Below are 22,997 nucleotides of genomic sequence, written 5' to 3' on the forward strand. Positions count from 1 at the left end.
TTAATTGTTCTCCCGCGCCCCGACCCTGGTCAGGATTTTTGTATCGACGGTCCGAACCTCGAAGCGAACCCATGAATCCGCTGAAACCGCCGTGCATGCGCAAGAACTCGCACGCCAAGAAGGGAGCCGAGGAGGGCGCGAAGATCGGTGCGAAGATCGGCCGGCCCCTCGGCCCCGTCGGCTCCGGCATCGGCGCGGGGATGGGCGCGGCGAGCGGGCACATCGCCGGTGCGATGCGGGACAACGTCGAGAACGTCCTCAAGCCGTTCTGAACGGTTCGCACGGCTTGGCAAGGTTCAAAGCCCCCGGGCGAATTCGTGTCCGTATGGACACGTACGAGTTGATGACCCGGAACACCGACGAGGTCATCACCGAGTCCGAGGTGCGCGCACTGGCCGACGACCCCGACGGGAAGCGGGTGTACGTCGGCTACGAGCCCTCGGGCGTCCTCCACGTCGGCCACCTCCTGACGGCGAACAAGCTCATCGACCTGCAGGAGGCCGGGATGGACGTGGTCGTCCTGCTGGCGGACGTCCACGCCTACCTCAACGGGAAGGGCACGTTCGAGGAGATCCGAGAGACGGCAGAGCGGATGCGCGCGCAGTTCCTCGCGTACGGGCTCGACGAGGAGCAGACGGAGTTCGTCTACGGCAGCAGCTACCAGATGGACGAGGACTACGTGCTCGACCTGCACGAGCTCGAACTGGAGACGAGCCTGAACCGCGCCCAGCGCGCGATGGCGGAGCTCCAGGGCGGCGAGACCGCGAAGGTCAGCCACGTCGTCTACCCGCTGATGCAGGCGCTCGACATCGAGTACCTCGACCTCGACCTCGCCATCGGCGGCATGGACCAGCGGAAGGTCCACATGCTCCACCGCGAGGAGCTGCCGTCGCTGGGCTACGAGGCCCGTCCCTGCCTGCACACGCCCATCCTCGCCGACCTGACGACCGGCGTCGGCAAGATGTCCTCCAGCGGGGGGGTCACCATCTCCATGGAGGACTCCGCCGAGGAGCTCCAGGAGAAGGTGAACAAGGCGTACTGCCCGCCGACGGCCGACCCCGAGCCAGACGACGACGGCAACGACCGGCACAACCCCGTGCTGGAGCTGTTCCACTACCACGTCTTCCCGCGGTTCGACTCCGTGACGGTCGAGCGCCCGGAGAAGTACGGCGGCGACCTCGTCTACGACTCGTACGACGACCTCGAGGCGGACCTCGAGTCCGGCGAGCTCCACCCGCAGGACGCGAAGAACACGCTCGCGAGCTACCTCGACGAGCTCGTCGAGCCGGGCCGGGCGAAGCTGCAGGAGCTCCGCGCGAACTGACGCCACACGCTGCCCCGACTCCGCACTCTCGACCGCCCAACCGGCCGCTTCAAGTCGCGCCGCCACGAACCCGCCCAGCATGAACGAGACACGACGGCGCGTCCTCGCGGCGCTCGCTGACGGCCCGGTGAGCGGCCCCGAGCTCGCCGACGAGCTCGGCGTCTCCAGGGCCGCCGTCTGGAAGCACGTCGAGGCCATCCGGGGGGCCGGCTTCGGCGTCGAGAGCGGCGACGACGGCTACCGACTCACCGCGGTTCCGGAGTACGGCGGGCTCGCCATCGCCCACGGGCTCGACGCTCCGTACGAGATCGAGTACCACGACTCGCTGGGGTCGACGAACGACAGCGCCCGCGAACTCGCCGACGAGGGGGCGAGCGACGTGGTCGTCGTCGCCGACGAGCAGACCGGCGGTCGCGGCCGTCTCGACCGCGAGTGGGCTGCCCCGCCGGGCGGCGTCTACGCCTCCATCCTCACCCGGCCGACGGTGCCGCCGTCACAGGTGCCGCTGGCAACGCTCGCGGCTGCGGTCGCGGTCACGCGCGCCGCCCGCGAGGCCGGCGTCGACGCCCGCATCAAGTGGCCGAACGACGTGCTCGCGCCGGTCGACGACGTCGCTGGCGACGGCCCCGAGTACCGCAAGCTCGCTGGCATCCTCACCGAGATGGAGGGCGAGGCCGACCGCGTCTCCTGGCTGGTCGTCGGAATCGGCGTCAACGCGAACGTTGCGGCCGGCGACCTGCCGCCGACGGCGACGAGCCTCCGAGAGCAACTCGGCGAGGGCGTCGATCGCCAGGTGTTCCTCCAGCGCGTGCTGGAGGCGTACAACGAGCTCGGCACCGACCCCGACACCGTCCTCCCGGCGTGGCGCGAGCACGCGCTCACCCTCGGACAGCGCGTCCGTGTCGAGACACCCTCCGGCGAGGTCGTCGGCGAGGCGGTCGACGTGGCGTCGCCCGGCGCGCTCCTCGTCGAGACGGACGACGGCGTCGTCCGGGTGAGTGCGGGCGACTGCGAGCATCTCCGGCCGGTCGACGCGTCGTAGGCTCAGCGGAACAGGACGACCGTGAGCAGGGGGAGCGAGGCGAGCAGCGCGAACACCGCCATCCAGGGCACCACCACGGCGAACGCGGCGTTGATGACCGCGATGGCCGCCACCGCGACGACGCGCTCGCCGAGGGTCATCGCGGCACGGTCGTCGCCCCGAAGCCCCGCCCCCATCGGCCTCATCCCGAAACCTGCACCGTCAGGACCGGGACCTCCGAGGACCTGACGACGCGCTCCGCCACGCTCCCCAGCAGCAGCCGGTCGATACCGCCGCGACCGTGGGTCCCCATTACGACGAGGTCGCAGTCCTCCGTCTCCGCGTACCTGACGACCTGCTTCGCCGGTGTCCCCTCGAGCAGTGCAGTCTCGGCGGGCACCCCCGACTCCTCGGCGAGCTCGACGACACGGTCGAGGGCCGTCTCGCCCTCGCGTTCGAGCATCTCGTGCAGCCCCTCCCACGCGGTCTCCATGGGGACGCCGCCGTAGCTGGCCGAGTCGACGACGTAGATGGCGTGGATGGTCGCGTCGTGAGCGACCGCGAGGTCGATGGCGTGGCGGACCGCCCGCTCGCCCTCCTCCGAGCCATCGGTCGGCACCAGTATCCGGTCGTACATGTGGTATGCTATCACGTTGGTCGGGGCGGGTCTTGAGTGTGCCGTCGGTTCAGCGCCCGACGGCGACGCCCGCTACCGGACGACGTCGCGGACGTCACTCACGCCAGCGCGACGGACGACAGCCCGAACCACGTCATTCGCTCCCGTGAGATTGTGGGAGTCGCCGTCGAGGACCAACAGCTTGGCGTCCCGCCCGGGCGCGACGAGCCCGCAGTTCAGGTTCGCGATGTCCGCCCCCGCGACGGTCGCCATCCGGAGCACCTCTGTCGCGGAGACGTCGAACAGCTTGGCCGCGAACTCCATCTCGCGGAACATCGACGGCGAGTTCAGGAACACGTTGTCGGTGCCGAGCGCGACCGAGGTCCGTTCCAGCAGCTCCGACACCGGCGGGAGCCCCACGTCCGTGACGAGGTTCGACCGCGGACAGACGGCCACCGGCGTCGCCGCGTCCGCGAGCCGGTCGAGGTGCCACGGTTCGGGGTGGACCATGTGGACGAGGAACTCCGGATCGAGGTCCATCGCGCCGTCGATGTCCGAGCTGTCGACCTCGCCGGCGTGGATGCCGAACAGCTTGCCCTCGCGGGCGGTCGCCGCGCGCTCCCGTTCGAAGTCGGCGTCGTTCGTCCCCGACGCGCCGTAGCCGTCGGCCGCGTGCATGGCGTCCGTGCTTCCCCGGCCGAGCACCACCGACTCGACGGGGACGTTCTCGCCGGCGGCACGGATCTCCTTCACGCCGTCGACGTCGCCCTCGCGGAACTCGATGTGTGCGGCGGTGCCGGCCTCGGCCATGAACTCGAGCGACCGGTGCATCGCGGCTATCTTCTCCTCGGTGCTCGCCTGTCGCAGGAGCCGATGTTTCAGCCCGTTCGGCGGGGCGACCAGTTCTTCGAGGGAGAGCCCGCCGCCGGCCTCCTTCGCGATGGAGTCGCCGATGTGCGTGTGGGCGTTGACGAACGCGGGAAGGACGATGGCGTCGCTCTCGACCGACTCCTCCTCGATAGCGACGATCTCGCCGTCCTCGACGACGACGCGGCCCTCGACGGGCTCGAACTCGCGTCCGCGGAGAACGGTCCCCTCGACGAGGCGCTGGTCGTCGGCCGCCGACTGCACCCCACCGTCGCCTGTCATTGCCCGTACTGGTCGAGGGTCCCCTGCAGCCCCCTGACCTCGGTGACGAGCGCGCCGTCGATGTCGAGGCCGAGCACGCGCACCGCCGCGGTGCCGACCTGGTCGGTCACGTCCGCGGGGGAGTAGACCCCGAGTCGCCACTGCGCGAGCTGGGCGGACTGGAGCGCCTCGACCAGCGGCGACTGCTCGTCGAGCCGACGGGCCTCGCCGCCGACGAGCACGCGCGTCGAGGACTCGTCCATCGAGGGCTCCCCGGGGACGTCCAGCACCACCCGTTCGGGGTCGACCCCCGCCCGCTCGGCGATCTCGAGCTCGTACCCCCGCACGTCCTCGTGCTCGATATCGAGGACGTCCTCGGGAACGTCCGCACGTTCCGCCCAGACCGCCCGTTTGTAGAGGTCGCGCTCGTCGAACCGACGGGCCACCTCGGCCGTCTCCGCGGCGTTCCTGAGCGCGACGAGGAAGCCGGGGTCGTCCATCCGACGGAGAGCCTCGGCGTCGTAGGTGGTCGAATCGAGGAGGCGCTCGCCCGCCCGGCGGAGCATCGCCTTCGAGATGCGGGTGACGTGATGGTCGTAGACGGTCGGCGTCATCAGCGCCCGGGCGACCAGGAGGCTCTCCGCGGTCTGGACGTTGCCCTCCGCGAGGACCAGCTCGCCGTCCTGGAACGTGAGCTCGCGGACGAGCCGGGCGTGGTCGATGGTGCCGTAGGGGACGCCGGTGTGGTGGGCGTCACGGACGAGGTAGTCCATCCGGTCGACGTCGAGCTCGCCGGAGACGAGCTGGCCGAACCGGCCGTCGCCGGCGACGAGGTCGGCCACCTCGCGGGGCGCGATGTCGTGGGCCCGCAGGACCGTCGCCACGTCGCCGCGCTCGAACAGCTCGTGGACGTCGTCGTGGTACTTCCCCGTTCGACGGTGCGTGAGCGGTTCGAGGTTGTGACTGAACGGACCGTGGCCGACGTCGTGGAGCAGCGCCGCCGCCTTCACCTTCTCCGCCCGGGGTCCCTCCACGTTGAGGTGGTCGAGCGCCTCGCAGGCGTTGTGGTAGACCCCCAGCGAGTGCTCGAACCGGGTGTGGTTCGCCGACGGGTAGACGAGCGAGGCGGTCCCCAGCTGTTTGATGTGCCGGAGTCGCTGCATCTCGGGTGTGTCCAGCAGCGCCCGAGCCACGCCCTCGACCTCGATGTGGTCGTGGACGCTGTCCTTGATGGTCTTCATTGCCCCCCGATTCGGCGTGTTCGTACAAAAGGAGACGGGTCAACGGGGGGCTCGCGGCGGGCGCGTCGGGCACCCGGCACCGACGCATCACTCGGTGCATCGGTTGCGCGAAAACGTGTGGAGATCCCCGCTCAGACTGCGTTCGCCTCGTCGTACGCCGTACCGAGCGACTCAACTACCCGGTGGATGGGGAGGGAGACCCCGAGTTGCCGCATCGCGAGCGCAAGTGGCATCAGCACGATGCCTGCGGCGATGCTCAGCTGGTACAGCGCGAACAGGCTTGCCGTGTAGGCCCTGTCTATCATCGGTCTTCACGCGACGGTGAGATGGGGCCATATATAAGCTTTCCTGCCGGCGGCGGGCGTGATACTCGCACGCAAGGCCGTCGCAGTCTTGCGATTAAGCTCTACTTGTCCGTTGGACAATCCGAACTGCGAACGAGGCGGGAATACCGGTTCCCAACGGGTTCCGAACGCCCGTGATTCTCGTAACTTATGGGAATGATGTGAATCTCGTGCGCTTCTCCACGGCGGGAGTGAACCGCAAAACAAGCCTTACTCCGGCCCGTCCGTGCGAGCATGAGCAACTATCTCGTTGTGATGGAAGCCGCGTGGTTGGTCCGCGACGTCACCGATATCAACGACGCCATCGGCGTCGCCGTGAGCGAGGCGGGCAAGCGACTGAACGAGCAGGGGAAGGACTTCGTCGAGGTCAACGTCGGCCTCACCGACTGTCCGGCGTGTGGCGAGCCGTTCGAGTCCTCCTACATCGCCGCCGACACCGCGCTCGTCGGCCTGATGCTGGAGATGGAGGTGTTCAACGCCGACAGCGACGAGCACGCGAACCGCATCGCGAAGAGCGAGGTCGGTGGTGCCCTCCGCGACGTGCCGCTCAAGGTCGTCGAGACCATCGAACGCGAGAGCGACGAGGACGAGTGACACCCGGAACACTTATTCTATAACCTCGGGTAATGGGCGGGTATGGAACTCCCGACTCCGGCGGACCTGCGCGAGCGCCGCACGGAACTGGGGCTCACCCAGAGCGAGCTCGCCGACGCCGCCGACGTCTCACAGCCGCTCATCGCCCGCATCGAGGGCGGTGACGTCGACCCCCGCCTCTCGACCCTGCGCCGCATCGTTGAGGCGCTGGACGAGGCCGAGGGCGAGATCGTCCGCGCCGGCGACCTGATGCACGAGGACGTCATCAGCGTCGCCCCCGACGACACCGTCAGCGACGCCGTCCGCACGATGGAGCGCGAGGCGTACTCCCAGCTGGCGGTCATCAAGGACGGCATCCCCGTCGGCAGCATCAGCCAGTCCGACCTCGTCCACGTCGGCGAGGCTGCGCGCGACGAACCCGTGCGCGAGCACATGAGCGAGTCGTTCCCGACCGTCTCCGAGGACGCGACGCTGGAGGAGGTAAGCAACCTGCTCGACCACTACAAGGCCGTCATGGTCACCGAGGGCGGCGAGACGCTCGGCATCATCACCGAGGCGGACATCGCGGCACGGCTGAGTTGAATCGGCGTTCGACCCCCCTCGTCGTTCTGACGGTGAACCGTGGCCGCGCCCGAGCTACCCGCTTCTCAGATGAGCTCGAAGAGCCACGACGACGTCGGAACGCCGAACGCCTCCTCGACCGCGATCAGGAAGAGCAGCGGCGCGACGAGGGTCACTCCGACCCCGACGGCCCCGAGTAACGCCCCCTGGACGACGTTGCCGAACACGGTCCGTAGTTCCCCCGAGTCGGAGACGACGAACTCCGGCACCTCGTCAGGCCCTCCGTGACGCACTCGCCACGTGGCTCGCCTTCCTCGCCATCCTGCTGGCCGCCGGCCTCGCGACCGGTGTCTGGGACCCCGCAACCGTCCGCATCGACGCCGCCCTCACCGACATCGGCCCGCTCTACGGCCTGCTGTCGTTCGGCCTCGTCGCCGTACCGGTGTTCGTGCTCCGGCGATACCGGTTCCGGTCCCCGGCCGCACTCCTGGTGGGGTGGCTCCTCCTCGGGATCGCCTTCGGCACGACGCTCGACCTCCAGCCGGTCCGCGGGCTGTACATCGCCGTGCTGTACGGCTTCCTGCCGACCGCGGCGTACCCGCTGCTCTCTGGCATCGAGTTCGTGTTCCGTCGGATGGGCGAGAAGCGGTCGTCCGCGGCGGTCTGAGACTACGACAGCGAGAGCCCACGGACCTCGACCGAGTCGCCCTCGGCGACCTCGCCGATGACCCGGCCGTCCTCGGTGGCGGCCGCGAGGTCGTCGGCCTGCGCCGCCGGGACCGCCGCGACGAAGCCGGTCCCCATGTTGAACGTGCGGTACATCTCCTCCGGCGAGACGTTGCCGAGGTCCTGCACGAAGCCGAATATCGGCTGTGCCGGGAACGGATCCTCGACCCGGTACTCGAACGCACCCATCCGCGAGAGGTTCGTCCAGCCGCCGCCGGTGACGTGGGCCGCAGCGCGCACGTCGTGCTCGCGCATCGGCTCGAGCAGGTCGGTGTAGATTCGCGTCGGTTCGAGCAGCGCCTCGCCGATGCTCTGCTCCGGTTCGGGCGGGAACGGGTCGGTGTACTCGTGCTCGCGGGTCACCGCGGTCCGGGCGAGCGTGAGTCCGTTCGAGTGGATGCCCGAGGAGGGCCACGCGACCAGCCTGTCCCCCGCCCGGGCCTCGCCGTCGAACACGGTGTCCTTCGGTGCGAGCCCGGCGCAGGTGCCCGCGAGGTCCAGCCCGGAGACGACGTCGGGCATGACGGCGGTCTCGCCGCCGAGCAGGGCGACGTTCGCACGCTCGGCGGCCTCCGCGAGTCCCTCGCCGACCTGCTCCGCGAACGTCTCGGAGGGCTCGTCGACGGCGAGGTAGTCGACGAACGCGACGGGGGTCACGCCCGCGGCGACGAGGTCGTTCGCGTTCATCGCCATGCAGTCGATGCCGACGGTGGAGTAGTCGCCGAGTGCCTCCGCCACGAGCAGCTTCGTGCCGACGCCGTCGGTCGCCAGCGCGAGGTACTGGTCGCCGATGTCGAGCATCCCCGCGTACTCCGTGTCGACGACGTTGCCGACGGCGTTCAGCAGCGCCGCCGTCGCCGCCTCGCTCTCCTCGATGTCGACCCCCGCGTCCGCGTACGTGAGCTCCTCGTCCTCGGTCATGGCAGAGAGCGCGCTGTGGACGCGCAAAAGCCCACCGAATTCCAGAACCGGGGGTCGCACTCGAACGCCGTTATCGTGGCCGCCACGGCCACCGCCCTACCGCAGGAAGAACCCGGACTGGAACGGGTCCTCGGGGTCGACGACGAACGTGTTCCGGCCCGTGATGTGCGCGCTCCCCCGGACGTTCGGCACGACCGCGTCGTACCCCTCGAACGCGGTCTCCTCGTCGTACCAGCCGGTGAACCGCGAGTCGACGATGCTCTCGACGGTGAACCGCTCGCCCGGCGCGAGCCGGTCGGCCGCGGCGAGCAGGGCGAGCCGGCCGCTCACGCCCGTCCCCGTCGGGCAGCGGTCGACCTCGCCGTCGGCGAAGACGCAGACGTTCCGGCTGTCCGCGTCCGAACCGGGGGCGTCGTCGACGAAGATGGTGCCGTAGAGGAACGAGAGGTCGTCCTCGGTCGGGTGCTGGATCGCCAGATCGTCCGCGACCGCCTGCTTGATCCTGCGTCCAGCGTCGACCAGCGCCGACGCGTCCCCGCTTCCGAGTCCGACACCCGCATCGGCAGCCTCGACGTACGCGTAGAACGCGCCGCCGAACGCGACGTCGTAGCCGACCGCGCCGATGCCCGGCACCGCCACGGTCCGGTCCAGCGCGTAGGCGAACGACGGGACGTTCTCGAAGGCGACCTGTGCGACCCGTTGCCGACCATCGGCGTCGACCGTCCCCTCGGTCGTCGCCGTCACCAGCCCCGCTGGCGTCTCGAACACGATCTCGTCGCCGGACTCGCACGGCCCGGCCTCGACGAACGCGACGCCGAGTGCGACGATGCCGTGCCCGCACATCGTGCTGTAGCCCTCGTTGTGGGTGAACAGCACGCCGACGTCGGCACGCTCGTCGGTGGGTTCCGTCAGCACCGCGCCGTACATGTCGGCGTGGCCACGGGGCTCGTGCATCAGCAGCCGACGGTAGTCGTCCAGTTCCTCGCGCATGTGCCGGCGCTTCGCCAGCAGTGTCTCGCCCTCGAGCTCGGGGAGGCCGTCGAGCACGATTCGCAGCGGTTCGCCGCCGGTGTGGGCGTCGAGCGTCTCCACCCGCCGCCAGTCGTCGGGTGGGGTCCAGTCGAGTGCAGTTGCGTCCATCGACGGTGAATCGGCGCGCACCGACAAGTAGGTTGGTCGTCGAAGGGACTACCCGTCGGCGAGCTGGTTCGCCCGGACGACGACGTACATGAGCACGAGCCCGGTCCCGACGGCGAGGACGAACTGCGTCGCGAGCGTGAACACGACACCGATGCCAGGGGTGAGGACGACGAGCTCGAGCACCAGCCAGCCCAACAGCCACGGGACGAGCGCCACCGCACCGACGGCGGCGACGAGCTTCGCGAGCGGGACGGCCTCGTACAGTATCTGGCCGGTGTCGAGTTCGCCGGACGGTGACTCGAAGAACGGTCTGGAGGGCGACATGCTCGCACGGATTCGTCTCGCCGGTAAAGGCCTTGGGATAGCGCCGCTCAGGGCAGGTATCCGAGGAACGCACCCGCCGCCAGCGAACCACAGACGAGGAAGCTCACGACGAAGACGGGCTTGCTCCAGTTCCAGACCTTCTTGCCGTCGAGCGGGCCGTACGGGATCATGTTGAAGCCCGCGAGGAAGGCGTTGATCCAGACGCCGAGGTAGCCGACGATGCCGACGACGCCACCGACGAGGAACAGCGGGTAGAACACCGCGAGCAGCGCGACGTTCGTCGCCGGGCCGGCGAGCGCGATGAGCCCGCTCTCGCGCTCGCCCGTCTGCGGGTGGTAGACGGCTCCTGGAGCGGCGAACAGGAAGCCGACCATCGCGCTGAAGATGGCGAGCAGCAGCATGTTGTAGTCGGCCTTGAATGCCGCCGGGTAGCCGAAGCGCTGGGCGGTGAACTTGTGCGCCAGCTCGTGGAGCAGGAACGCCACGCCGGCGGTGATTGCACAGACGACGATGGCGAACGGGAGCGTGGCCGCGGAGACCGATCCGGGCTGGAACGCGCCGCGGAAGAACAGCAGCGCGAACGCGACCGAGAGCGCGATCCAGGCTGCCGCGAGGTCCCGAAGCTCCGTCTCCTTGATGGCGCGCATCGACGTGCTCATAGCAGCCCCACGATGATGTCCAGGCTGTTCTCGGCCCCACGCAGGAGCACGCTCATCAGTTCGTCGACGGTGTCTATCTCGTCGGGCGCGAGCCACGGCAGGACGACGACCGGGAAGCTGAAGCTCGCGATGACGCTGCCGATGTTCGTCGCGGCGACGACCATGATGAGCTTGAACAGCGGCACGTCGAACATCCGGCGGACCACGTCCAGCAGCGGGCTCTCCTCGTCGGAGAGGATCTCGTTGAGCGTGGCGATGTCGCCGACGTTGACGGGGTCCTTGCGGAGCTCCATGTAGCCCGCGAACCAGCCCGGCGCGAGCACCGGGTTGAGGCTGGTGAGCCACGCGATCGCGCCGCCGACGCCCGCGCTCGTCCAGCGCGCGCCGGCGAGCTTCGCGAGGCCGAACGCGAAGATGCCGTTGTAGAGGAACCACGCCGCAAAGAGCTGCAGGAGGAACAGGTCGTTCACGCCGGCCATCACGAGCAGGAAGAAGAAGGCGACGTAGCCGACGGTCAGCAGGTAGACGAACGCCTTCATGATGGAGAACCGGCGCTTCTTCTCGGTCCCCTGCAGCGACGCCATCGGTGGGAGCGAGGCTGGGTCGGCGAGGTAGCGTTCGATGCCCTCGCGGTGGCCCGCACCGACGACCGCGACGACGGAGTAGCCCTGGTTCTTCAGCGCGACGAGGTTGTGGGCGATGTAGGCGTCGCGCTCGTCGATGAGCGCCTGCGCGCCGCCGGGGGAGAACCGGCGGAACTCCTCCATCATCGCCGTGACGACGTCGCCGTCGGTGAGGTCGTCGATGTCGAACTCCTCGTACTCCTCGACCTCGTCGGCGTCGTAGCCTCCGACGGCGAGAACGAGTCCGAGGACGGCACCGACGCCGACGCCCGCGAGGATGCCGCCGAGCAGGCCGGCGGTGAACGCGACGCCGAGACCGCCACCGAGGACGTTCGCGACGTACGGTGCCGTGATGCCGCTGGCTGCGACACCGGCACCGACGGTCAACCCGCCGACCGCGCCGATGGCGATGGACTGGTCCTCGCGCATGGTCCGCATCCCGCCCTCCCAGAGCAGGTAGCCCGCGAGCAGGCCGACGAGGCTGCCGCCGGCGACGGACTGGACGGTCGTCGTGCCGATGCCGAAGACGGCCGGGACGGCGAATCCCGCGAGGGGGCCGAGGAACAGCCCCAGGAACAGGCCGGCCGTGACGCCGACGACGAGCGCGTCGGCGACGCCGAAGATGAGCCCCGACATCATCTTCACCTTCTCCAGCGCGGTCATCCGACGCCAGAACCGCTGGATGGTCACCTGGATGTCGCGGTCGACCAGCGAGACGCCCAGGCCGTGCTCCTCGGCGGCCTCGACGGCCGCGAGCATGTCCGCGCCGGGCTCGATGTCGAACTTCTCGCCCATCCGGGTCTGGACGTACGAGAGCATCCAGTAGGCGATGAACTGGAAGACGGTGTTGCCCTCGAGCAGGTCGCGTGGCTCGATGTCGTCGGGGGTCTCCCCGCGCATCTGCCGGTAGCGGTCCTCGTCGAGCTCGACGGCGACGACGTCCGGCCGCTCGTCGGCGATGGTCTCGCGGACCTCCTCGACGCTCCGCTCCGACACGTGGGCCGTCCCGAGCACGGTGACCGAGCCCTCGCCGTCTCCCGGCGGGTCGGGGGGTTCGGGTGCCGGAGGGGCGGCTGAATCACTCATTGCCCCCGCTTCTAACTCGGACGGTAAACTGTTGTCGGAGCGCGTTCGTCCCTGTCACACGCTCTGCGGCACCGGCGTCAACGGTGGGGCCTCAGCGGATCGCCCGACTCGTTGCTGCGATAAGTGCCCCGAGGTCGCCGTGTCCGAAACGGTCGGCCCGGTTCGGACGGAGCGACCCGTCGCTGTTCGCGAACTCCTGAGTAGCGTCCTCTGGAATCGCCCCCAGACCTCGCTCCGAATCGAACCCGGTAGGCTATTCCATCGGGGACGGGAACGACCACCCATGCCCAGCCTGACCGACACCTACGTCGAGAACCGCGTCATCGTCAACCCGAACGACGCGAACAACCTCGGCGCTGCCCACGGTGGCAACGTCATGAAGTGGATGGACGAGGTCGCCGCGATGGCGGCGATGCGCTTCGCCGGTGAGACCTGTGTCACCGCCCGGATGGACCAGACGAACTTCCGGCGTCCCATCCCACAGGCCGACATCGCGCTCGTCAGGGCGTACGTGTTCGAGGCGGGCCGGACGAGCGTGAAGACCCGGGTCCGGGTGTTCCGCGAGGACCCCCACACGGGCGAGACGGAGCTGACCACGGAGTCCTACATGGTGTTCGTCGCCATCGACGAGGACGACGAGCCGACGCCGGTGCCCGAGCTGACCATCGACAGCGAACGCGGCGAGGAGCTGTACGAGGCCGCCGTCGACGGCGAGGAGTAGGGTCCGTCGGTCGCCGCGTCAGTCCAGTCTCGCCCGCACGCAGAGGAACACCGGGTACCGGGACTCCTTCTCGTACCGCTCCGGTAGCCGCTCCCGGAACCCCTCGGTCGGCTGCGGTTCGACGACGGCCTCCAGCCGGAACCCGTTCTCCAGCAGGGGGTTCACGACCGCCGAGAACGGCCGCCGGTAGTACGGCACCGGCACGTCCCACTCCTTCGTCAGCCGCTCGACCTCGAAGTAGTTCTCCGCGTCGGCGGGTTCCCCGCCCTCGTCGAGCGGGAACTGGTCGAGGGGGTGGCCCGTCGAGAACACAACGAAGCCACCGGGCCGGAGGACCCGGGCGAACTCCGCGAACAGCGCCTCCCAGTCCGCGACGTAGCCGAGGGCGAGCGCGCTGACGATGCCGTCGAACGAGTCGCCGGGGAACTCGAGCCGCTCGCCGAGGTCGGCCTGCCAGAACTCCGCGCGGTCGCCGACCGCCTCCCGGGCGTGGGCGAGCATCGCCTCGCTGGCGTCGACGCCGACGACCTCGGCACCGCGGTCGAGCAGGAGTTCGGTGTAGACGCCGGTACCACAGCCGGCGTCGAGGACCCGCGCCCCCTCGACGTCCGGTACCATCGACGACGTGGCGGGGAACTCCAGATGAGCGTTGTAGGCGTTCGAGCGGACGTCCGCGGCGTAGGAGTCCGCCAGTTCGTCGTACGCCTCTCCCGCGGTGGGGTCGTCGTCGGAGGGCATGGACTACCGTCGTTGCTGGCCGCCATCGAAGTTTCTTGCGGAATCGGCCTACAGGAGCGTCAGCGTCTCCGTCTCGGGGTCGATGCGGACCTCGCCGCCGATGGGGAGCGGACACGTCGGGTAGGTGTGGCCGAACTCGCAGTCCAGCACGACAGGCGCGTCGGGGTTGTACTCGGCGAGGACCGACTCGACGACCTGCCGGTGCTGGTCGCGGAACGTCTCCCGCTCGTGGGCCGGCGTATCGCCGGCCGGGGTGTGGTTCCGCGCGGTCGGTCGGCCGACGAGCACGCCGTCGAAGGCCGCCAGGTAGCCCGCCTCGCCGAGCGCCTGGAGCCAGCCCTTCACCATCCCGGGGTGGGGGAGCTCCTCGCTGGTCTCCATGGCGAACACGCAGCCCCGCAGCTCGTCGGGCTCGGGTAGCCACTCGTCGTGGACGAACCACTGGTCGAGCACCTCGAAGCAGCCGCCCCAGATGCGGCCCTCGGCAACCTCCTCACCACCGGCCCAGGTCCGGCCGTCCGACGGCTCGATATCCCGGGGGTACTGGAGGCTCCGCGGGTCCTCCCAGTCGCCCGCCTGGTCCGTGAAGCAGTCCGCTTCCTCCCACTCGCCGATGGACTCGTCGAACAGCGCGCGGCCGATGTACTCGACGGAGTAGTCGAACATCCCCCCGTCCATCGCGTACTCCAGCAGCGTCGAGCCGCCGTAGTAGGAGACGATACCCTGGTTCCAGAGGTAGCACGTGAGGTTCGTGTTGTCCGACCAGCCGTAGAAGCGGGTCGGGTGCTCGCGGAGGACGTCGGGCTCGAGATGCGGGAGGACCGTGAGCTGGTCGTTCCCACCGATGTTCGCGATGACCGCCGAGATGTCGGGGTCAGCGAACGCGTCCATGATGTCCTGGGCGCGCTCCTCGGGATGCCCGGAGAGCCACTCCGGGTCCTTCGTCGCCGTCGGGTACTCGACGGGTTCGAGGTCGAACTGCTCGCGCATCCGGTCGAGGCCGAGCTCGTAGACGTACGAGAACTCGGACGGGACGTTCGACGCCGGTGCGACCACGGCCACCCTGTCCCCGGGTTCGACGGGCGGCGGCGTGACGAACTCCTGCATGGGTCGTCCGACGAGGGACGGCAGAAAAAGCGTTCGGTGGGTCTGTGAGCCGTTCTCAGCCCAGGTCGGCGCGCTGGAACCGCCAGTAGCCCAGCGCGAGCGGGACGACCAGCCAGAACGCGAGGATGACGAACATCACCCAGGTGTCGAGGAACCAGACGTCCGGCTGGCTGTAGCCCTCGAACCCCTTCCCGGTGGCCTGGTTCCGTGCGAGCACGAGGTCGAGAGTGCTCAGGTACGCCGCCGTCGGGCTGAGCGACGCGATGAACGTCAGCACGCCGTCGGAGATGTCGACGCTCAGCTTGTCGGCGACGAACTGGACGATGGTCGCCGGCTGGATGGGCAGGAAGTTCCAGAACACGTTGAGGACGAACCAGACGCCGATGGCCGAGCCCATGGCGCGCGAGCGCGAACCGGTCGCCGCCGAGAGGCCGACGGCGATGCCGACGTACACGAGCGTGAACAGGAGCGTCAGCGCGACGAAGCCGGCGTAGGTCGCCAGGTCGACCGTCTCGAAGTAGTAGAACCCGAGGCCGAGACCGACGAGGAACGCGACGACGATAGCCCCGCTGACGATGGCCGACCGTGCGATGAACTTCCCGAGGACGACGTCGAGTCGGTCGTTCGGGTACGAGAGCAGGAACTTCAGGCTCCCCGACTCCCGTTCACCCGCCACGGAGAGGTACGCCGAAACGAGTGCGATGAGCGGGATGACGAGGATGCCGATCCCCGCCAGCCCGTACAACTGGGAACCGAGATCTGTGCTGTTGGTGGTCGAACCGACCCCGTAGAAGTACAGGACGGTGAACAGCGTGTACAGCAGGCCGACGCCCCAGACGAGCTTCGCGCGACGCACGTCGAGGAAGTCCTTCTTGACCACGCCTTGCAGGCTCATTGGGGCACCTCCTGTGCCTGCTCGCGATCTTCGGCGAGCTCGCGGGCGTCCTCGTCGAGGCCGTCCCGGCCGCCGCCGGTGTACTTGTTGAACAGCTCCTCGAGCGAGGTCTCGGTGGCGACGACGTTCGTCACGGTCGCGGCGCGGTCGACGTGGCGGATGACGTTCATCTTCGCCTCGCCGTCGTGGCAGTAGGCGCGGATCTCGTCGCCGTCTACCTGGACGTCGCTCACGTCGTCCATCACCTTCAGCCCGAGGTCGTCGGGCACCGTCTCGACGGTGAGTTCGACCTCGCCGGCGTCGCCGGAGCGCTCGCGCAGGTTGTCGATAGTGTCGACAGTGACGAGTTCGCCCTGGCTCATGATGCCGACGCGGTCGCAGACCGCCTCGACCTCGCTGAGGATGTGCGACGAGAAGAAGACGGTCGTGCCGCTTTCGGCCTCGTCGCGGAGGAGCTCGCGCATGTGCTGGATGCCGTTGGGGTCCAGCCCGGAGGAGGGCTCGTCGAGGATGATGAGCTCCGGGTCGCCGACCAGCGCCATCCCGAGCGCGAGGCGCTGGGACATCCCGGTCGAGAAGCCGCCGGCCTTCCGGTCGGCCTCCTCGCTGAGACCGACCCGTTCGAGCACGTCCAACGGGTCGTCGGGTGCGTCCTTCATCTCGACGCAGAGTTCGAGGTGCTCGCGGGCGGTGAGCCGGCCGTACAGCTCGAGGCCTTCGGGGAGGACGCCGACCCGCTCGCGGATCTCGTCGATCTCGTCCTGGGCGTCGAAGCCGAGGACGGTCGCAGAGCCGCTGGAGGGGCGGTGGAAGTCGAGCAGCATGTTGATCGTCGTCGACTTGCCGGCACCGTTCGGGCCGAGGAAGCCGAAGATCTCCCCCTCCTGGACCGTGAGGTCCAGCTCGTCGACGGCGAGGACGTCGCCGAATCGTTTCGTCAGGGCGTTCGTTTCGATAGCTGCCATCGTGTTCGGTTCGTCTCCCGCACGCGTTGTATAAACGTTGGTTCTGCTTCAGGAACGGAAAGTTTGGCTCCTTTTATAAGAGGTCGCGGAGAAAACCCGACGAGATGAGCGAGGAGGTGCTCGTGGACGTCGCCGGGCTGCTCGAGGACGAGTACGCCCGGGCGATCCTCGTCAACACAAGCTCGGAGCCGATGTCGGCCACCGAGCTGGCGGAGCGATGCGACGCGTCTCCCCCCACCATCTACCGTCGCATCGACCGGCTCCGCGAGCACGACCTCGTCGAGTCAGAGCAAGAGCTCGACCCCGACGGGCACCACTACGAGGTGTTCGTCGCCAACCTCGAGCGGGTGACCATCGAGCTCGGCGACGACGGCTTCGAGGTAGAGATCGAGCGACAGACCGACCCGGCGGACCGGTTCACGAGCCTGTTCGAGGAGCTGAGATAGATGCAAGGGGTCACCACCACCGGCGGGCCGACGATACTCGTCCTGACGCTGTTCGTCGGCGTCTTCGCGTCCGTCGCGCTGGCGAGCGTCATCGCGTACCGGGCCTACCGGGCCTACCAGCGCACCCACAGCACGCGCCTCCTCGCGCTCAGCGCCGGCCTGTTCACCATCGTCGCCGTCCCGAAGGTGCTGAACATCGTGCTGTCGACGCTCCGGTACTCCGCCGAGACGACGAGCACCGTCGCCGCCACAGCGCGTCTCGCGGGGCTCTGCATCGTGCTGTACGCCATCTACGCGGGTGACTGACCATGACCGGACCGACCACATCCAGACCCGACCGCCACGACGACCGCGAGCAGGGGGTGTCGCGATGATGGACCCGCTCCTCGTGCGCTCGGCGGTCGCGGCCGTCGGCGTCGTCGTCAGCCTCCTCGTCGTCTACCAGGCGTACCGCGGGTACCTCCGGAACGGGAGCCGGGCGATGCGCGCACTCGCCGTCGGCATCGCGCTGCTCGGGACGGTCCACTTCCTGCTCCTGCTCCCCGGTGGGACCAGCCAGGAGCTCGACCTCGGGCTCTCAATCCTCCGTCAGGTGGTCGACGTCGTCGGGCTCGCGGTCGTGTTCTACGCGCTGACGAGGAGCTGAGCGACGGCCCACTCGCTCCCCCGACCGGGCTGCAGCGGTCCGGGAGGCCGCGGACGACGGGACGCTCCGAGACGGCCGTCAGCACCGCGTCCCCGGACCTGTACCCTTATCGGCCGGCGGCGCGTACCTCCCGGCATGGGACTTGACGTCGACGCACCTGCGCCACCCGAACTCGAGTACGTCGACCCGAACGAGTACGGGGACGCTTCGGTCGCCGCCGACGCTGACTACCGACGCGAGGAGCTGGAGGAGTTCATGCACGACGGCGCGTGGGAACGTGCGTTCAACGAGTGGGCAGAGGACGCCGACATGACCGAGGAGGAGTTCCGCATCGCCGGCGAGATGGAGCTGTTCGCGGAGTTCGACTTCTTCTGGGACGACTTCGCGGACCGCGTCGGCTACCACGCCCCGGGGATCCCGGAGGACTGGAAGGAGCGGACGTACCACCCGGGGCTCGACTCGTGGGGCACGGTCTCGGCCATCAACGCCGGGCTGACCGAGCTCGGGCAGGTGGTCTGTGACGTGCTGAAAACGGAGTACATCGACTGGGAGGCCGACTACGAGCCGCCCGAGGACCTCCCGGACTTCTGACTCACTGGCCGACGCCGACACGCCGGACCACACGGCGGGCGACGAACCCGGTGGAGAGCGACGCGCCGAAGTACCACGCCAGCCACAGCTTGACCGGCCCGATCACGGTCGCGGTCCACGACAGCTGGCCGACCAGCGGGACGAACACCATCGCCGGTGCGATGCCGGCTGCGGGCGCGAGGAACACCCAGCGCAGCCAGAGGAACGTCGGGATCGTGACGAGCATGCTCCAGACGAGCGGTCTGAAGTTCGCCTTCAGCATCGCGAGCATCGTCCGGTTCAGTTCCAGCTGTTCGTCGTCGAGGTCGTCGACCGACAGGTCGTCCGCCTCGCGTGCCTCCCGCTGTCGTGCCTGGAGCTCCTCGATGCGGCCCTGGAGCCGTTCGACCCGGTCCGAGTCCCGGAGCTTCGCCTGGAGGAGGGCGGTGAAGACGCCGTTCGTCCCCGCGAGCAGCAGCACGAGGACGGAGAACGGGAGTATCACGGTGAACGGGCCCAGAACGGCCGACCAGACCATCGCGACCGCGGTCTGGATCGGCGAGAGGACGTAGCCGGCCGCGAGCACCAGTGCGAGGAGTCCGGCGACTCTGTCGGCGGTCGACCAGCCTGTATCGTCCGTCGTATCCATACGCTGACTTGATGGCCGCCGTATCTAAATCTTTCCCGAGAGGTCTCGGAGTCGTCTCGAACGCGACCGCGGTTCGGGCGGAGCCGCGGGAACGAAATCGACCGGTGCTGGCGGGTTGGGGGCAGCCTCGGGGCTGCCGTACTACTCCCGTGAGACGGCGACGTTGCGGACTTCGCCGTCACAGAGCGGCTTGTCGCAGGTCGCGCTGGCCGAGTCGACTCGCGCGCCACAGCGGACGCACTCGTACTCGGCCCGGGTCGGTGTGTATGGGTCGGTTCGTACCATCCTGGTAGTGTGGTACATACCCACACAATTAAGCGTTGTCCCGTGACAAGCACATACTCATCCCTCGTATGGGGTACACCTTAAACACATCCTAGTCAGAGGATTGGACGAACGTTCAGTTCCCGGTCGCAGCGAGGAGCATCGTCTCGGGACGCTCGTCCGCCCGCTCGACCGTGAACCCCGCCTCCTCGTGGTGTGCGACCGCGTCGGCGGCGTCGAAGCGCTCCTCGCGGGGCGGTCCCGACTCACCCTCGCCCGACCCGGTCCAGTCCACGGTGACGAGTCGACCGCCCGGCACGAGCACCCGATGCAGTTCCTCGAGCGCGCCCTCGCCGGCGAACTCGTGGTACGTCATCGTCGAGAACGCGGCGTCGAGTGCACCGTCATCGAGCGGCAGGTCGTCGACGGGCGCGGTCACCGGTTCGACGTTCTCCGGCATCCCCTTCTCGCGGTACAGCTCGTGCATCTCCGCCTGCACGTCCACCGCGTACACCTGGGCGGCGAACGGTGCCACGTCGTCGGTGTAGAAGCCGGTGCCCGAACCGAGGTCGGCGACGGTCTCGCCGCCGTCCAGCGCGAGGGCGGCGACCAGCTCCTCCCGGGAACAGTAGCGGTAGCGGGAGGGGTCCTCCAGTGCGTCGGCGCGGTCGATTGGGAACGTGTGGAAACCCATGCAGGTGCTTGACGCCGCAACGTTGTAGCGATGGTGGATGTCGAACGGTGGCACGGAACACGGAGTTTCAAGTGACTCGCTCGATTCCGCCTACCAATGGTCGACCTCCACGACGACCCCATCGAACTCGTCGACTCGCGTCACGGGACGTGGGTCGAACGATACGAGGCCGAACGCGGTCGGGTGCACGACGCGCTCGCCGCGGCCGGCCTCGACGACAGCATCGGTCGCGTCGAGCACGTCGGCTCGACCGCGGTCCTCGACCTCGCCGCGAAGGACATCGTTGACCTGGACGTCGTCGTCGCAGACGGCGCGGTCCGCGAGGTGGCAAGAGCCATCGTGGACCGCCTCGGCGGCACCCGGTACGACAACCACGACGGCTGGAACGTCGTGCCCCGCCGCCACGGTGGTCAGCGGTTCAACGTCCACGTCTTCGCCGAGTCCAGCGACGGCTGGAAGGTCAGCGTCGTGACCCGGGACGTCCTCCGCGAGCGCGACGACCTCCGGGCCGAGTACGAGTCCGTGAAGCGACGGCTGGCCGGCGAGACCGACGACCTCGGCGAGTACTCGCGCGGGAAGACCGAACTCGTCGAGACGGTGCTCGACGAGGCGAGAACGGGTGAGTACGACTTCGGGTTCGTGGTGCCCGAGTCGGCCTGAGGCGGCCGCCTCCCCGGTCGTTCAGCGCAGTTCCGGCGCGACCTCGCTGCCGAGACGCTCGATGCACTCCGACATCGTCTCCGTGCCGATGCCGGGGTGGTAGGTGCGGAAGATGACGTGGACGTCGTCGCCGAGCGCGTCGCGGTAGCGTTCGAGGTCCGAGACGACCTGCTCGGGCGTGCCGAAGATGGCCTGCTTCTTCAGTTCGGCCTTGCGCTCCTCGGGCAGTTCCTCCACTTCCTCGCCCGAGAAGAGCTCAGCGTACCGGCGCTGGATGTAGAAGTAGCCGGGCTTCATCGTCTCCCATGCGTCCTCGCGGGAGTCGCCGAGGAACCCGTGCCGGATGACGTAGAAGTCGAAGTCGCCGTCGATCTCCTCCTCCTCGCGGACGTTGCGGATGTCCTCGATGCGCTTCTTCAGGCCGCCGATGGAGAGCTTCGAGGGCGCACACCACGCGTCGGCTGTCCGGGCGGCCCGGCGCACCGCCGGTTTGGCCCCGCCGCCGAGCATGATGGGGACGTCGTTGTCGACGGGCTTCGGCGTCACCGACACGTCCGGGTCGATGTCGTGGAACTCGGCGTCGTAGTCGAGCGGCCCCTCGGACCACGCCGCGCGCAGGAGCTTCACCTGGTCGTCGAGCCGCTCGACGCGCTCGTCCTGCGGCACGCCGAAGGCCTCGAACTCGCCCGGGTTCGAGCCGATGGCCAGCCCGAGCGTCGTCCGGTCGTGCGAGATGTGGTCGAGCGTCGCGGTGTCCTCCGCGAGGCGGACGCCGTCGTACAGCGGCGCGAGCGCGATGCAGGTGCCGAGCTCTATCTGCTCGGTCTCCGCCGCGATGGCCGAAAGCGACGGCATCGTCCCCGGCAGGTACTCGTCCTCGGTGAAGTGGTGTTCGGACACCCAGATGCTGTCGAGGCCCGCGTCGTCTGCGGTTGCCGCGAGTTCGAGCATCTCGTCGTAGATCTCCGTGGTCGAACGGTCGTCGTCAGGACGGCGCTGGCAGGTGAACAGTCCCGTACCGAGTTTCATGCCTGTTGAATTCCCTCGGCGACGTGAAAATGGTTCGGCAATCGGCAGTGAGCCGGCCAGCACGTGGTGTGCGAACGCCCGACTCGGTCGGCTCGCCCGAACCCACCGGCCTACTTGTCCCCCGGAATCCAATCCCCGCACATGACCGACCCCGCCTTCGAGCGACGGACCCGGGCCTGCCAGCAGCGACTCCGCGACGGAGCCGGCGATCTCGCCGTGCTGTTCCCGAGCCGGAACCTTTGCTACGCGGCGGGCTTCGACGAGGAGCCACAGGAGCGCCACCTGTTCCTGTTCGTCCCCCGCGAGGGCGACCCCGTCTTCCTCGTGCCGGCCCTCTACGGCTCGCAGGTCCGGGCCGAGAGCTGGGTCGAGGACGTGTGGACGTGGAGCGACGGCGAGGACCCGGTGGCGGCCGTCGAAGAGGTCGTCGCCGACCTCGCCGTCCCGGCCGACGGCCACGTCCTCGTCGACGACACGATGTGGGCGCTGTTCACGCAGGACCTCGAACGTGCGCTGCCCGACGCGACGTTCGGGCTGGCCAGCGCGGTGTTCGACGACCTTCGAATCCGGAAGGACGAGGCCGAACTCGACTGCCTCCGCCGGGCCGGCGAACTCGCGGACGAGGTGAGCATCGCGGTGCGGGACCTCGGCGAGGAGGTCGTCGGCTGGACCGAGTCCGAACTCGTCGCCGAGATCGAGTCGCGGCTCCTCGCGAGCGGCGACGCCCTCGCGTTCGACGTCATCGCCGGGTCGGGGCCGAACGGGGCGATGCCCCACCACACCCACGAGGACCGCGAGATAGAGCTGGGCGACCCCGTCGTGCTGGACTTCGGCGCGTACGTCGACGGCTACCCGGGCGACCAGACCCGGACCGTCGTGTTCGCCGGCGAGCCACCTGAGGGGTTCGCAGAGGTCCACGGGACGGTCCAGGAGGCGCTGGAGGCGGGCGTCGCGGCGGTCGAACCGGGCGCGACCGCCGAGTCCGTCGACCGCGCCGCCCGCGAGGTCATCGAGGACGCGGGCTACGGCGAGGGGTTCGTCCATCGGACCGGCCACGGCGTCGGCCTCGACGTGCACGAGCCACCGTACATCGTCGAGGGTAACGGGACGGAACTGGAGCCGGGGATGGTGTTCTCGGTCGAGCCGGGAATCTACCTCGAGGACGAGTTCGGCGTCCGCATCGAGGACCTCGTCGTCGTCACCGACGACGGCTGCGAGCGACTCAACGACTCGCCGCGGGGCTGGCGAGCCGACGCCACGGAGTGAGTGGTCGTCGCCGACGGGGGAACAGTAATACCCCACGAC

General features: G+C 68.9%; 32 protein-coding genes. 13 read left to right on the forward strand and 19 right to left on the reverse strand.

Annotated features, from left to right (window positions below):
* Positions 1-71 precede the first annotated feature (71 nt).
* From NO345_RS13655 to NO345_RS13665, 3 genes are all read left to right on the forward strand, one after another.
* Positions 72-272: a YMGG-like glycine zipper-containing protein gene (locus tag NO345_RS13655; RefSeq protein ID WP_256300064.1), complete on the forward strand. Its 201-nt coding sequence runs from the start codon at positions 72-74 to the stop codon at positions 270-272.
* A gap of 53 nt (positions 273-325) precedes the next feature.
* Positions 326-1,324, forward strand: a complete 999-nt coding sequence (locus tag NO345_RS13660; RefSeq protein WP_256300066.1) for a tyrosine--tRNA ligase — start codon at positions 326-328, stop codon at positions 1,322-1,324.
* A gap of 79 nt (positions 1,325-1,403) precedes the next feature.
* Entirely contained in the window at positions 1,404-2,366 is a 963-nt protein-coding gene (locus NO345_RS13665; protein ID WP_256300068.1) for a biotin--[acetyl-CoA-carboxylase] ligase, read from the forward strand.
* Positions 2,367-2,368: 2 nt separating this feature from the next.
* Here NO345_RS13665 and NO345_RS13670 read toward each other — a convergent pair whose 3' ends face one another.
* From NO345_RS13670 to NO345_RS13690, 5 genes are all read right to left on the reverse strand, one after another.
* The gene (locus NO345_RS13670) at positions 2,369-2,542 is read right to left on the reverse strand and encodes a hypothetical protein (protein WP_256300070.1); all 174 of its coding nucleotides are present in this window, start codon (positions 2,540-2,542) and stop codon (positions 2,369-2,371) included.
* A gap of 5 nt (positions 2,543-2,547) precedes the next feature.
* A complete protein-coding gene (locus NO345_RS13675; protein ID WP_256300072.1) occupies positions 2,548-2,982 on the reverse strand; it encodes a universal stress protein in 435 nt (144 codons plus the stop codon).
* Positions 2,983-3,054: 72 nt separating this feature from the next.
* On the reverse strand, positions 3,055-4,110 hold the full coding sequence (locus NO345_RS13680; protein ID WP_256300074.1) for an amidohydrolase family protein: 1,056 nt from the start codon (positions 4,108-4,110) through the stop codon (positions 3,055-3,057).
* A complete protein-coding gene (locus NO345_RS13685; RefSeq protein ID WP_256300076.1) occupies positions 4,107-5,330 on the reverse strand; it encodes an HD domain-containing protein in 1,224 nt (407 codons plus the stop codon). The genes NO345_RS13680 and NO345_RS13685 overlap by 4 nt, the downstream gene beginning before the upstream one ends.
* A 131-nt stretch (positions 5,331-5,461) precedes the next feature.
* Positions 5,462-5,635, reverse strand: coding sequence for a hypothetical protein (locus NO345_RS13690; RefSeq protein ID WP_256300078.1), 174 nt, complete (start codon positions 5,633-5,635; stop codon positions 5,462-5,464).
* A gap of 273 nt (positions 5,636-5,908) precedes the next feature.
* On the opposite strand from NO345_RS13690, the gene NO345_RS13695 reads away from it, so the two are divergent.
* Together NO345_RS13695 and NO345_RS13700 are read left to right on the forward strand one after the other, a co-directional pair.
* Positions 5,909-6,268: a DUF555 domain-containing protein gene (locus NO345_RS13695; protein ID WP_256300080.1), complete on the forward strand. Its 360-nt coding sequence runs from the start codon at positions 5,909-5,911 to the stop codon at positions 6,266-6,268.
* Positions 6,269-6,310: 42 nt separating this feature from the next.
* On the forward strand, positions 6,311-6,850 hold the full coding sequence (locus tag NO345_RS13700) for a CBS domain-containing protein (protein WP_256300081.1): 540 nt from the start codon (positions 6,311-6,313) through the stop codon (positions 6,848-6,850).
* Between the two features lie 65 nt (positions 6,851-6,915).
* On the opposite strand, the gene NO345_RS13705 is transcribed toward NO345_RS13700, so the two are convergent.
* Positions 6,916-7,098 carry a hypothetical protein gene (locus tag NO345_RS13705; RefSeq protein WP_256300082.1) on the reverse strand — a complete coding sequence of 61 codons (183 nt, stop codon included), beginning with the start codon at positions 7,096-7,098 and terminating at the stop codon, positions 6,916-6,918.
* A 221-nt stretch (positions 7,099-7,319) separates the two neighbouring features.
* Between NO345_RS13705 and NO345_RS13710 the strand changes: the two genes are divergently transcribed.
* Positions 7,320-7,496 (forward strand): hypothetical protein, encoded by a 177-nt coding sequence (locus NO345_RS13710; protein ID WP_256300083.1) that lies wholly within the window; start codon positions 7,320-7,322, stop codon positions 7,494-7,496.
* A gap of 2 nt (positions 7,497-7,498) precedes the next feature.
* Here NO345_RS13710 and purM read toward each other — a convergent pair whose 3' ends face one another.
* The 5 genes from purM to NO345_RS13735 all read right to left on the reverse strand — a co-directional run bounded on the left by purM (position 7,499) and on the right by NO345_RS13735 (position 12,308).
* The gene (gene purM / locus NO345_RS13715; RefSeq protein WP_256300084.1) at positions 7,499-8,476 is read right to left on the reverse strand and encodes a phosphoribosylformylglycinamidine cyclo-ligase; all 978 of its coding nucleotides are present in this window, start codon (positions 8,474-8,476) and stop codon (positions 7,499-7,501) included.
* A 96-nt stretch (positions 8,477-8,572) separates the two neighbouring features.
* Positions 8,573-9,616, reverse strand: a complete 1,044-nt coding sequence (locus NO345_RS13720) for a proline racemase family protein (protein ID WP_256300085.1) — start codon at positions 9,614-9,616, stop codon at positions 8,573-8,575.
* A gap of 48 nt (positions 9,617-9,664) precedes the next feature.
* Positions 9,665-9,940 (reverse strand): hypothetical protein, encoded by a 276-nt coding sequence (locus tag NO345_RS13725; protein WP_256300086.1) that lies wholly within the window; start codon positions 9,938-9,940, stop codon positions 9,665-9,667.
* 47 nt (positions 9,941-9,987) lie between these two features.
* Positions 9,988-10,599 (reverse strand): zinc metalloprotease, encoded by a 612-nt coding sequence (locus tag NO345_RS13730; protein WP_256300087.1) that lies wholly within the window; start codon positions 10,597-10,599, stop codon positions 9,988-9,990.
* Entirely contained in the window at positions 10,596-12,308 is a 1,713-nt protein-coding gene (locus tag NO345_RS13735; RefSeq protein WP_256300088.1) for a TraB/GumN family protein, read from the reverse strand. Before NO345_RS13735 ends, NO345_RS13730 begins: the two co-directional genes overlap by 4 nt.
* Before the next feature lie 283 nt (positions 12,309-12,591).
* Here NO345_RS13735 and NO345_RS13740 point away from each other — a divergent pair, with 283 nt between their 5' ends.
* A complete protein-coding gene (locus NO345_RS13740; protein WP_256300089.1) occupies positions 12,592-13,029 on the forward strand; it encodes an acyl-CoA thioesterase in 438 nt (145 codons plus the stop codon).
* Between the two features lie 18 nt (positions 13,030-13,047).
* Here NO345_RS13740 and NO345_RS13745 read toward each other — a convergent pair whose 3' ends face one another.
* The 4 genes from NO345_RS13745 to NO345_RS13760 are packed head-to-tail and all read right to left on the reverse strand — an operon-like array spanning position 13,048 to position 16,734.
* Entirely contained in the window at positions 13,048-13,767 is a 720-nt protein-coding gene (locus NO345_RS13745) for a class I SAM-dependent methyltransferase (RefSeq protein WP_256300090.1), read from the reverse strand.
* Between the two features lie 48 nt (positions 13,768-13,815).
* Positions 13,816-14,874: a S66 family peptidase gene (locus NO345_RS13750; protein WP_256300091.1), complete on the reverse strand. Its 1,059-nt coding sequence runs from the start codon at positions 14,872-14,874 to the stop codon at positions 13,816-13,818.
* A gap of 55 nt (positions 14,875-14,929) precedes the next feature.
* Positions 14,930-15,769, reverse strand: coding sequence for an ABC transporter permease (locus NO345_RS13755; RefSeq protein WP_256300092.1), 840 nt, complete (start codon positions 15,767-15,769; stop codon positions 14,930-14,932).
* Entirely contained in the window at positions 15,766-16,734 is a 969-nt protein-coding gene (locus NO345_RS13760; RefSeq protein WP_256300094.1) for an ABC transporter ATP-binding protein, read from the reverse strand. The genes NO345_RS13755 and NO345_RS13760 overlap by 4 nt, the downstream gene beginning before the upstream one ends.
* A gap of 104 nt (positions 16,735-16,838) precedes the next feature.
* On the opposite strand from NO345_RS13760, the gene NO345_RS13765 reads away from it, so the two are divergent.
* From NO345_RS13765 to NO345_RS13780, 4 genes are all read left to right on the forward strand, one after another.
* The gene (locus NO345_RS13765) at positions 16,839-17,180 is read left to right on the forward strand and encodes an ArsR/SmtB family transcription factor (RefSeq protein ID WP_256300096.1); all 342 of its coding nucleotides are present in this window, start codon (positions 16,839-16,841) and stop codon (positions 17,178-17,180) included.
* Positions 17,181-17,486, forward strand: coding sequence for a DUF7521 family protein (locus NO345_RS13770; RefSeq protein WP_256300098.1), 306 nt, complete (start codon positions 17,181-17,183; stop codon positions 17,484-17,486).
* Between the two features lie 64 nt (positions 17,487-17,550).
* Positions 17,551-17,826, forward strand: coding sequence for a DUF7521 family protein (locus NO345_RS13775; RefSeq protein ID WP_256300099.1), 276 nt, complete (start codon positions 17,551-17,553; stop codon positions 17,824-17,826).
* A gap of 135 nt (positions 17,827-17,961) precedes the next feature.
* Complete coding sequence (locus NO345_RS13780) at positions 17,962-18,417, forward strand: DUF7992 family protein (RefSeq protein WP_256300101.1); 456 nt, start codon at positions 17,962-17,964, stop codon at positions 18,415-18,417.
* A gap of 1 nt (position 18,418) precedes the next feature.
* On the opposite strand, the gene NO345_RS13785 is transcribed toward NO345_RS13780, so the two are convergent.
* From NO345_RS13785 to NO345_RS13795, 3 genes are all read right to left on the reverse strand, one after another.
* Complete coding sequence (locus tag NO345_RS13785) at positions 18,419-19,045, reverse strand: DUF106 domain-containing protein (RefSeq protein ID WP_256300103.1); 627 nt, start codon at positions 19,043-19,045, stop codon at positions 18,419-18,421.
* Between the two features lie 141 nt (positions 19,046-19,186).
* The gene (locus NO345_RS13790) at positions 19,187-19,330 is read right to left on the reverse strand and encodes a rubrerythrin-like domain-containing protein (protein WP_256300105.1); all 144 of its coding nucleotides are present in this window, start codon (positions 19,328-19,330) and stop codon (positions 19,187-19,189) included.
* 115 nt (positions 19,331-19,445) lie between these two features.
* Entirely contained in the window at positions 19,446-20,003 is a 558-nt protein-coding gene (locus NO345_RS13795; protein WP_256300107.1) for a class I SAM-dependent methyltransferase, read from the reverse strand.
* Positions 20,004-20,099: 96 nt separating this feature from the next.
* Here NO345_RS13795 and NO345_RS13800 point away from each other — a divergent pair, with 96 nt between their 5' ends.
* A complete protein-coding gene (locus NO345_RS13800; RefSeq protein ID WP_256300109.1) occupies positions 20,100-20,663 on the forward strand; it encodes a GrpB family protein in 564 nt (187 codons plus the stop codon).
* A 21-nt stretch (positions 20,664-20,684) separates the two neighbouring features.
* On the opposite strand, the gene NO345_RS13805 is transcribed toward NO345_RS13800, so the two are convergent.
* Positions 20,685-21,692 (reverse strand): LLM class flavin-dependent oxidoreductase, encoded by a 1,008-nt coding sequence (locus NO345_RS13805; RefSeq protein WP_256300111.1) that lies wholly within the window; start codon positions 21,690-21,692, stop codon positions 20,685-20,687.
* Positions 21,693-21,833: 141 nt separating this feature from the next.
* Between NO345_RS13805 and NO345_RS13810 the strand changes: the two genes are divergently transcribed.
* Positions 21,834-22,958 (forward strand): M24 family metallopeptidase, encoded by a 1,125-nt coding sequence (locus NO345_RS13810; protein WP_256300113.1) that lies wholly within the window; start codon positions 21,834-21,836, stop codon positions 22,956-22,958.
* Positions 22,959-22,997 lie beyond the last annotated feature (39 nt).

The sequence above is a fragment of the Haloarchaeobius salinus genome (assembly GCF_024464185.1).
Classification (GTDB): Archaea; Halobacteriota; Halobacteria; order Halobacteriales; family Natrialbaceae; genus Haloarchaeobius; species Haloarchaeobius salinus.

Coding starts and splice junctions, on each gene's coding strand:
- NO345_RS13795 (WP_256300107.1), bottom strand. CDS start 20,003: ATGGGTTTCCACACGTTCCCAATCGACCGCGCCGACGCACTGGAGGAC.
- NO345_RS13745 (WP_256300090.1), bottom strand. CDS start 13,767: ATGCCCTCCGACGACGACCCCACCGCGGGAGAGGCGTACGACGAACTG.
- purM (WP_256300084.1), bottom strand. CDS start 8,476: ATGACCGAGGACGAGGAGCTCACGTACGCGGACGCGGGGGTCGACATC.
- NO345_RS13725 (WP_256300086.1), bottom strand. CDS start 9,940: ATGTCGCCCTCCAGACCGTTCTTCGAGTCACCGTCCGGCGAACTCGAC.
- NO345_RS13695 (WP_256300080.1), top strand. CDS start 5,909: ATGAGCAACTATCTCGTTGTGATGGAAGCCGCGTGGTTGGTCCGCGAC.
- NO345_RS13675 (WP_256300072.1), bottom strand. CDS start 2,982: ATGTACGACCGGATACTGGTGCCGACCGATGGCTCGGAGGAGGGCGAG.
- NO345_RS13740 (WP_256300089.1), top strand. CDS start 12,592: ATGCCCAGCCTGACCGACACCTACGTCGAGAACCGCGTCATCGTCAAC.
- NO345_RS13785 (WP_256300103.1), bottom strand. CDS start 19,045: ATGGATACGACGGACGATACAGGCTGGTCGACCGCCGACAGAGTCGCC.
- NO345_RS13670 (WP_256300070.1), bottom strand. CDS start 2,542: ATGGGGGCGGGGCTTCGGGGCGACGACCGTGCCGCGATGACCCTCGGC.
- NO345_RS13770 (WP_256300098.1), top strand. CDS start 17,181: ATGCAAGGGGTCACCACCACCGGCGGGCCGACGATACTCGTCCTGACG.
- NO345_RS13655 (WP_256300064.1), top strand. CDS start 72: ATGAATCCGCTGAAACCGCCGTGCATGCGCAAGAACTCGCACGCCAAG.
- NO345_RS13805 (WP_256300111.1), bottom strand. CDS start 21,692: ATGAAACTCGGTACGGGACTGTTCACCTGCCAGCGCCGTCCTGACGAC.
- NO345_RS13800 (WP_256300109.1), top strand. CDS start 20,100: ATGGTCGACCTCCACGACGACCCCATCGAACTCGTCGACTCGCGTCAC.
- NO345_RS13775 (WP_256300099.1), top strand. CDS start 17,551: ATGATGGACCCGCTCCTCGTGCGCTCGGCGGTCGCGGCCGTCGGCGTC.
- NO345_RS13665 (WP_256300068.1), top strand. CDS start 1,404: ATGAACGAGACACGACGGCGCGTCCTCGCGGCGCTCGCTGACGGCCCG.
- NO345_RS13755 (WP_256300092.1), bottom strand. CDS start 15,769: ATGAGCCTGCAAGGCGTGGTCAAGAAGGACTTCCTCGACGTGCGTCGC.
- NO345_RS13690 (WP_256300078.1), bottom strand. CDS start 5,635: ATGATAGACAGGGCCTACACGGCAAGCCTGTTCGCGCTGTACCAGCTG.
- NO345_RS13750 (WP_256300091.1), bottom strand. CDS start 14,874: ATGCAGGAGTTCGTCACGCCGCCGCCCGTCGAACCCGGGGACAGGGTG.
- NO345_RS13700 (WP_256300081.1), top strand. CDS start 6,311: ATGGAACTCCCGACTCCGGCGGACCTGCGCGAGCGCCGCACGGAACTG.
- NO345_RS13680 (WP_256300074.1), bottom strand. CDS start 4,110: ATGACAGGCGACGGTGGGGTGCAGTCGGCGGCCGACGACCAGCGCCTC.
- NO345_RS13790 (WP_256300105.1), bottom strand. CDS start 19,330: ATGGTACGAACCGACCCATACACACCGACCCGGGCCGAGTACGAGTGC.
- NO345_RS13780 (WP_256300101.1), top strand. CDS start 17,962: ATGGGACTTGACGTCGACGCACCTGCGCCACCCGAACTCGAGTACGTC.
- NO345_RS13765 (WP_256300096.1), top strand. CDS start 16,839: ATGAGCGAGGAGGTGCTCGTGGACGTCGCCGGGCTGCTCGAGGACGAG.
- NO345_RS13730 (WP_256300087.1), bottom strand. CDS start 10,599: ATGAGCACGTCGATGCGCGCCATCAAGGAGACGGAGCTTCGGGACCTC.
- NO345_RS13810 (WP_256300113.1), top strand. CDS start 21,834: ATGACCGACCCCGCCTTCGAGCGACGGACCCGGGCCTGCCAGCAGCGA.
- NO345_RS13660 (WP_256300066.1), top strand. CDS start 326: ATGGACACGTACGAGTTGATGACCCGGAACACCGACGAGGTCATCACC.
- NO345_RS13735 (WP_256300088.1), bottom strand. CDS start 12,308: ATGAGTGATTCAGCCGCCCCTCCGGCACCCGAACCCCCCGACCCGCCG.
- NO345_RS13685 (WP_256300076.1), bottom strand. CDS start 5,330: ATGAAGACCATCAAGGACAGCGTCCACGACCACATCGAGGTCGAGGGC.
- NO345_RS13720 (WP_256300085.1), bottom strand. CDS start 9,616: ATGGACGCAACTGCACTCGACTGGACCCCACCCGACGACTGGCGGCGG.
- NO345_RS13760 (WP_256300094.1), bottom strand. CDS start 16,734: ATGGCAGCTATCGAAACGAACGCCCTGACGAAACGATTCGGCGACGTC.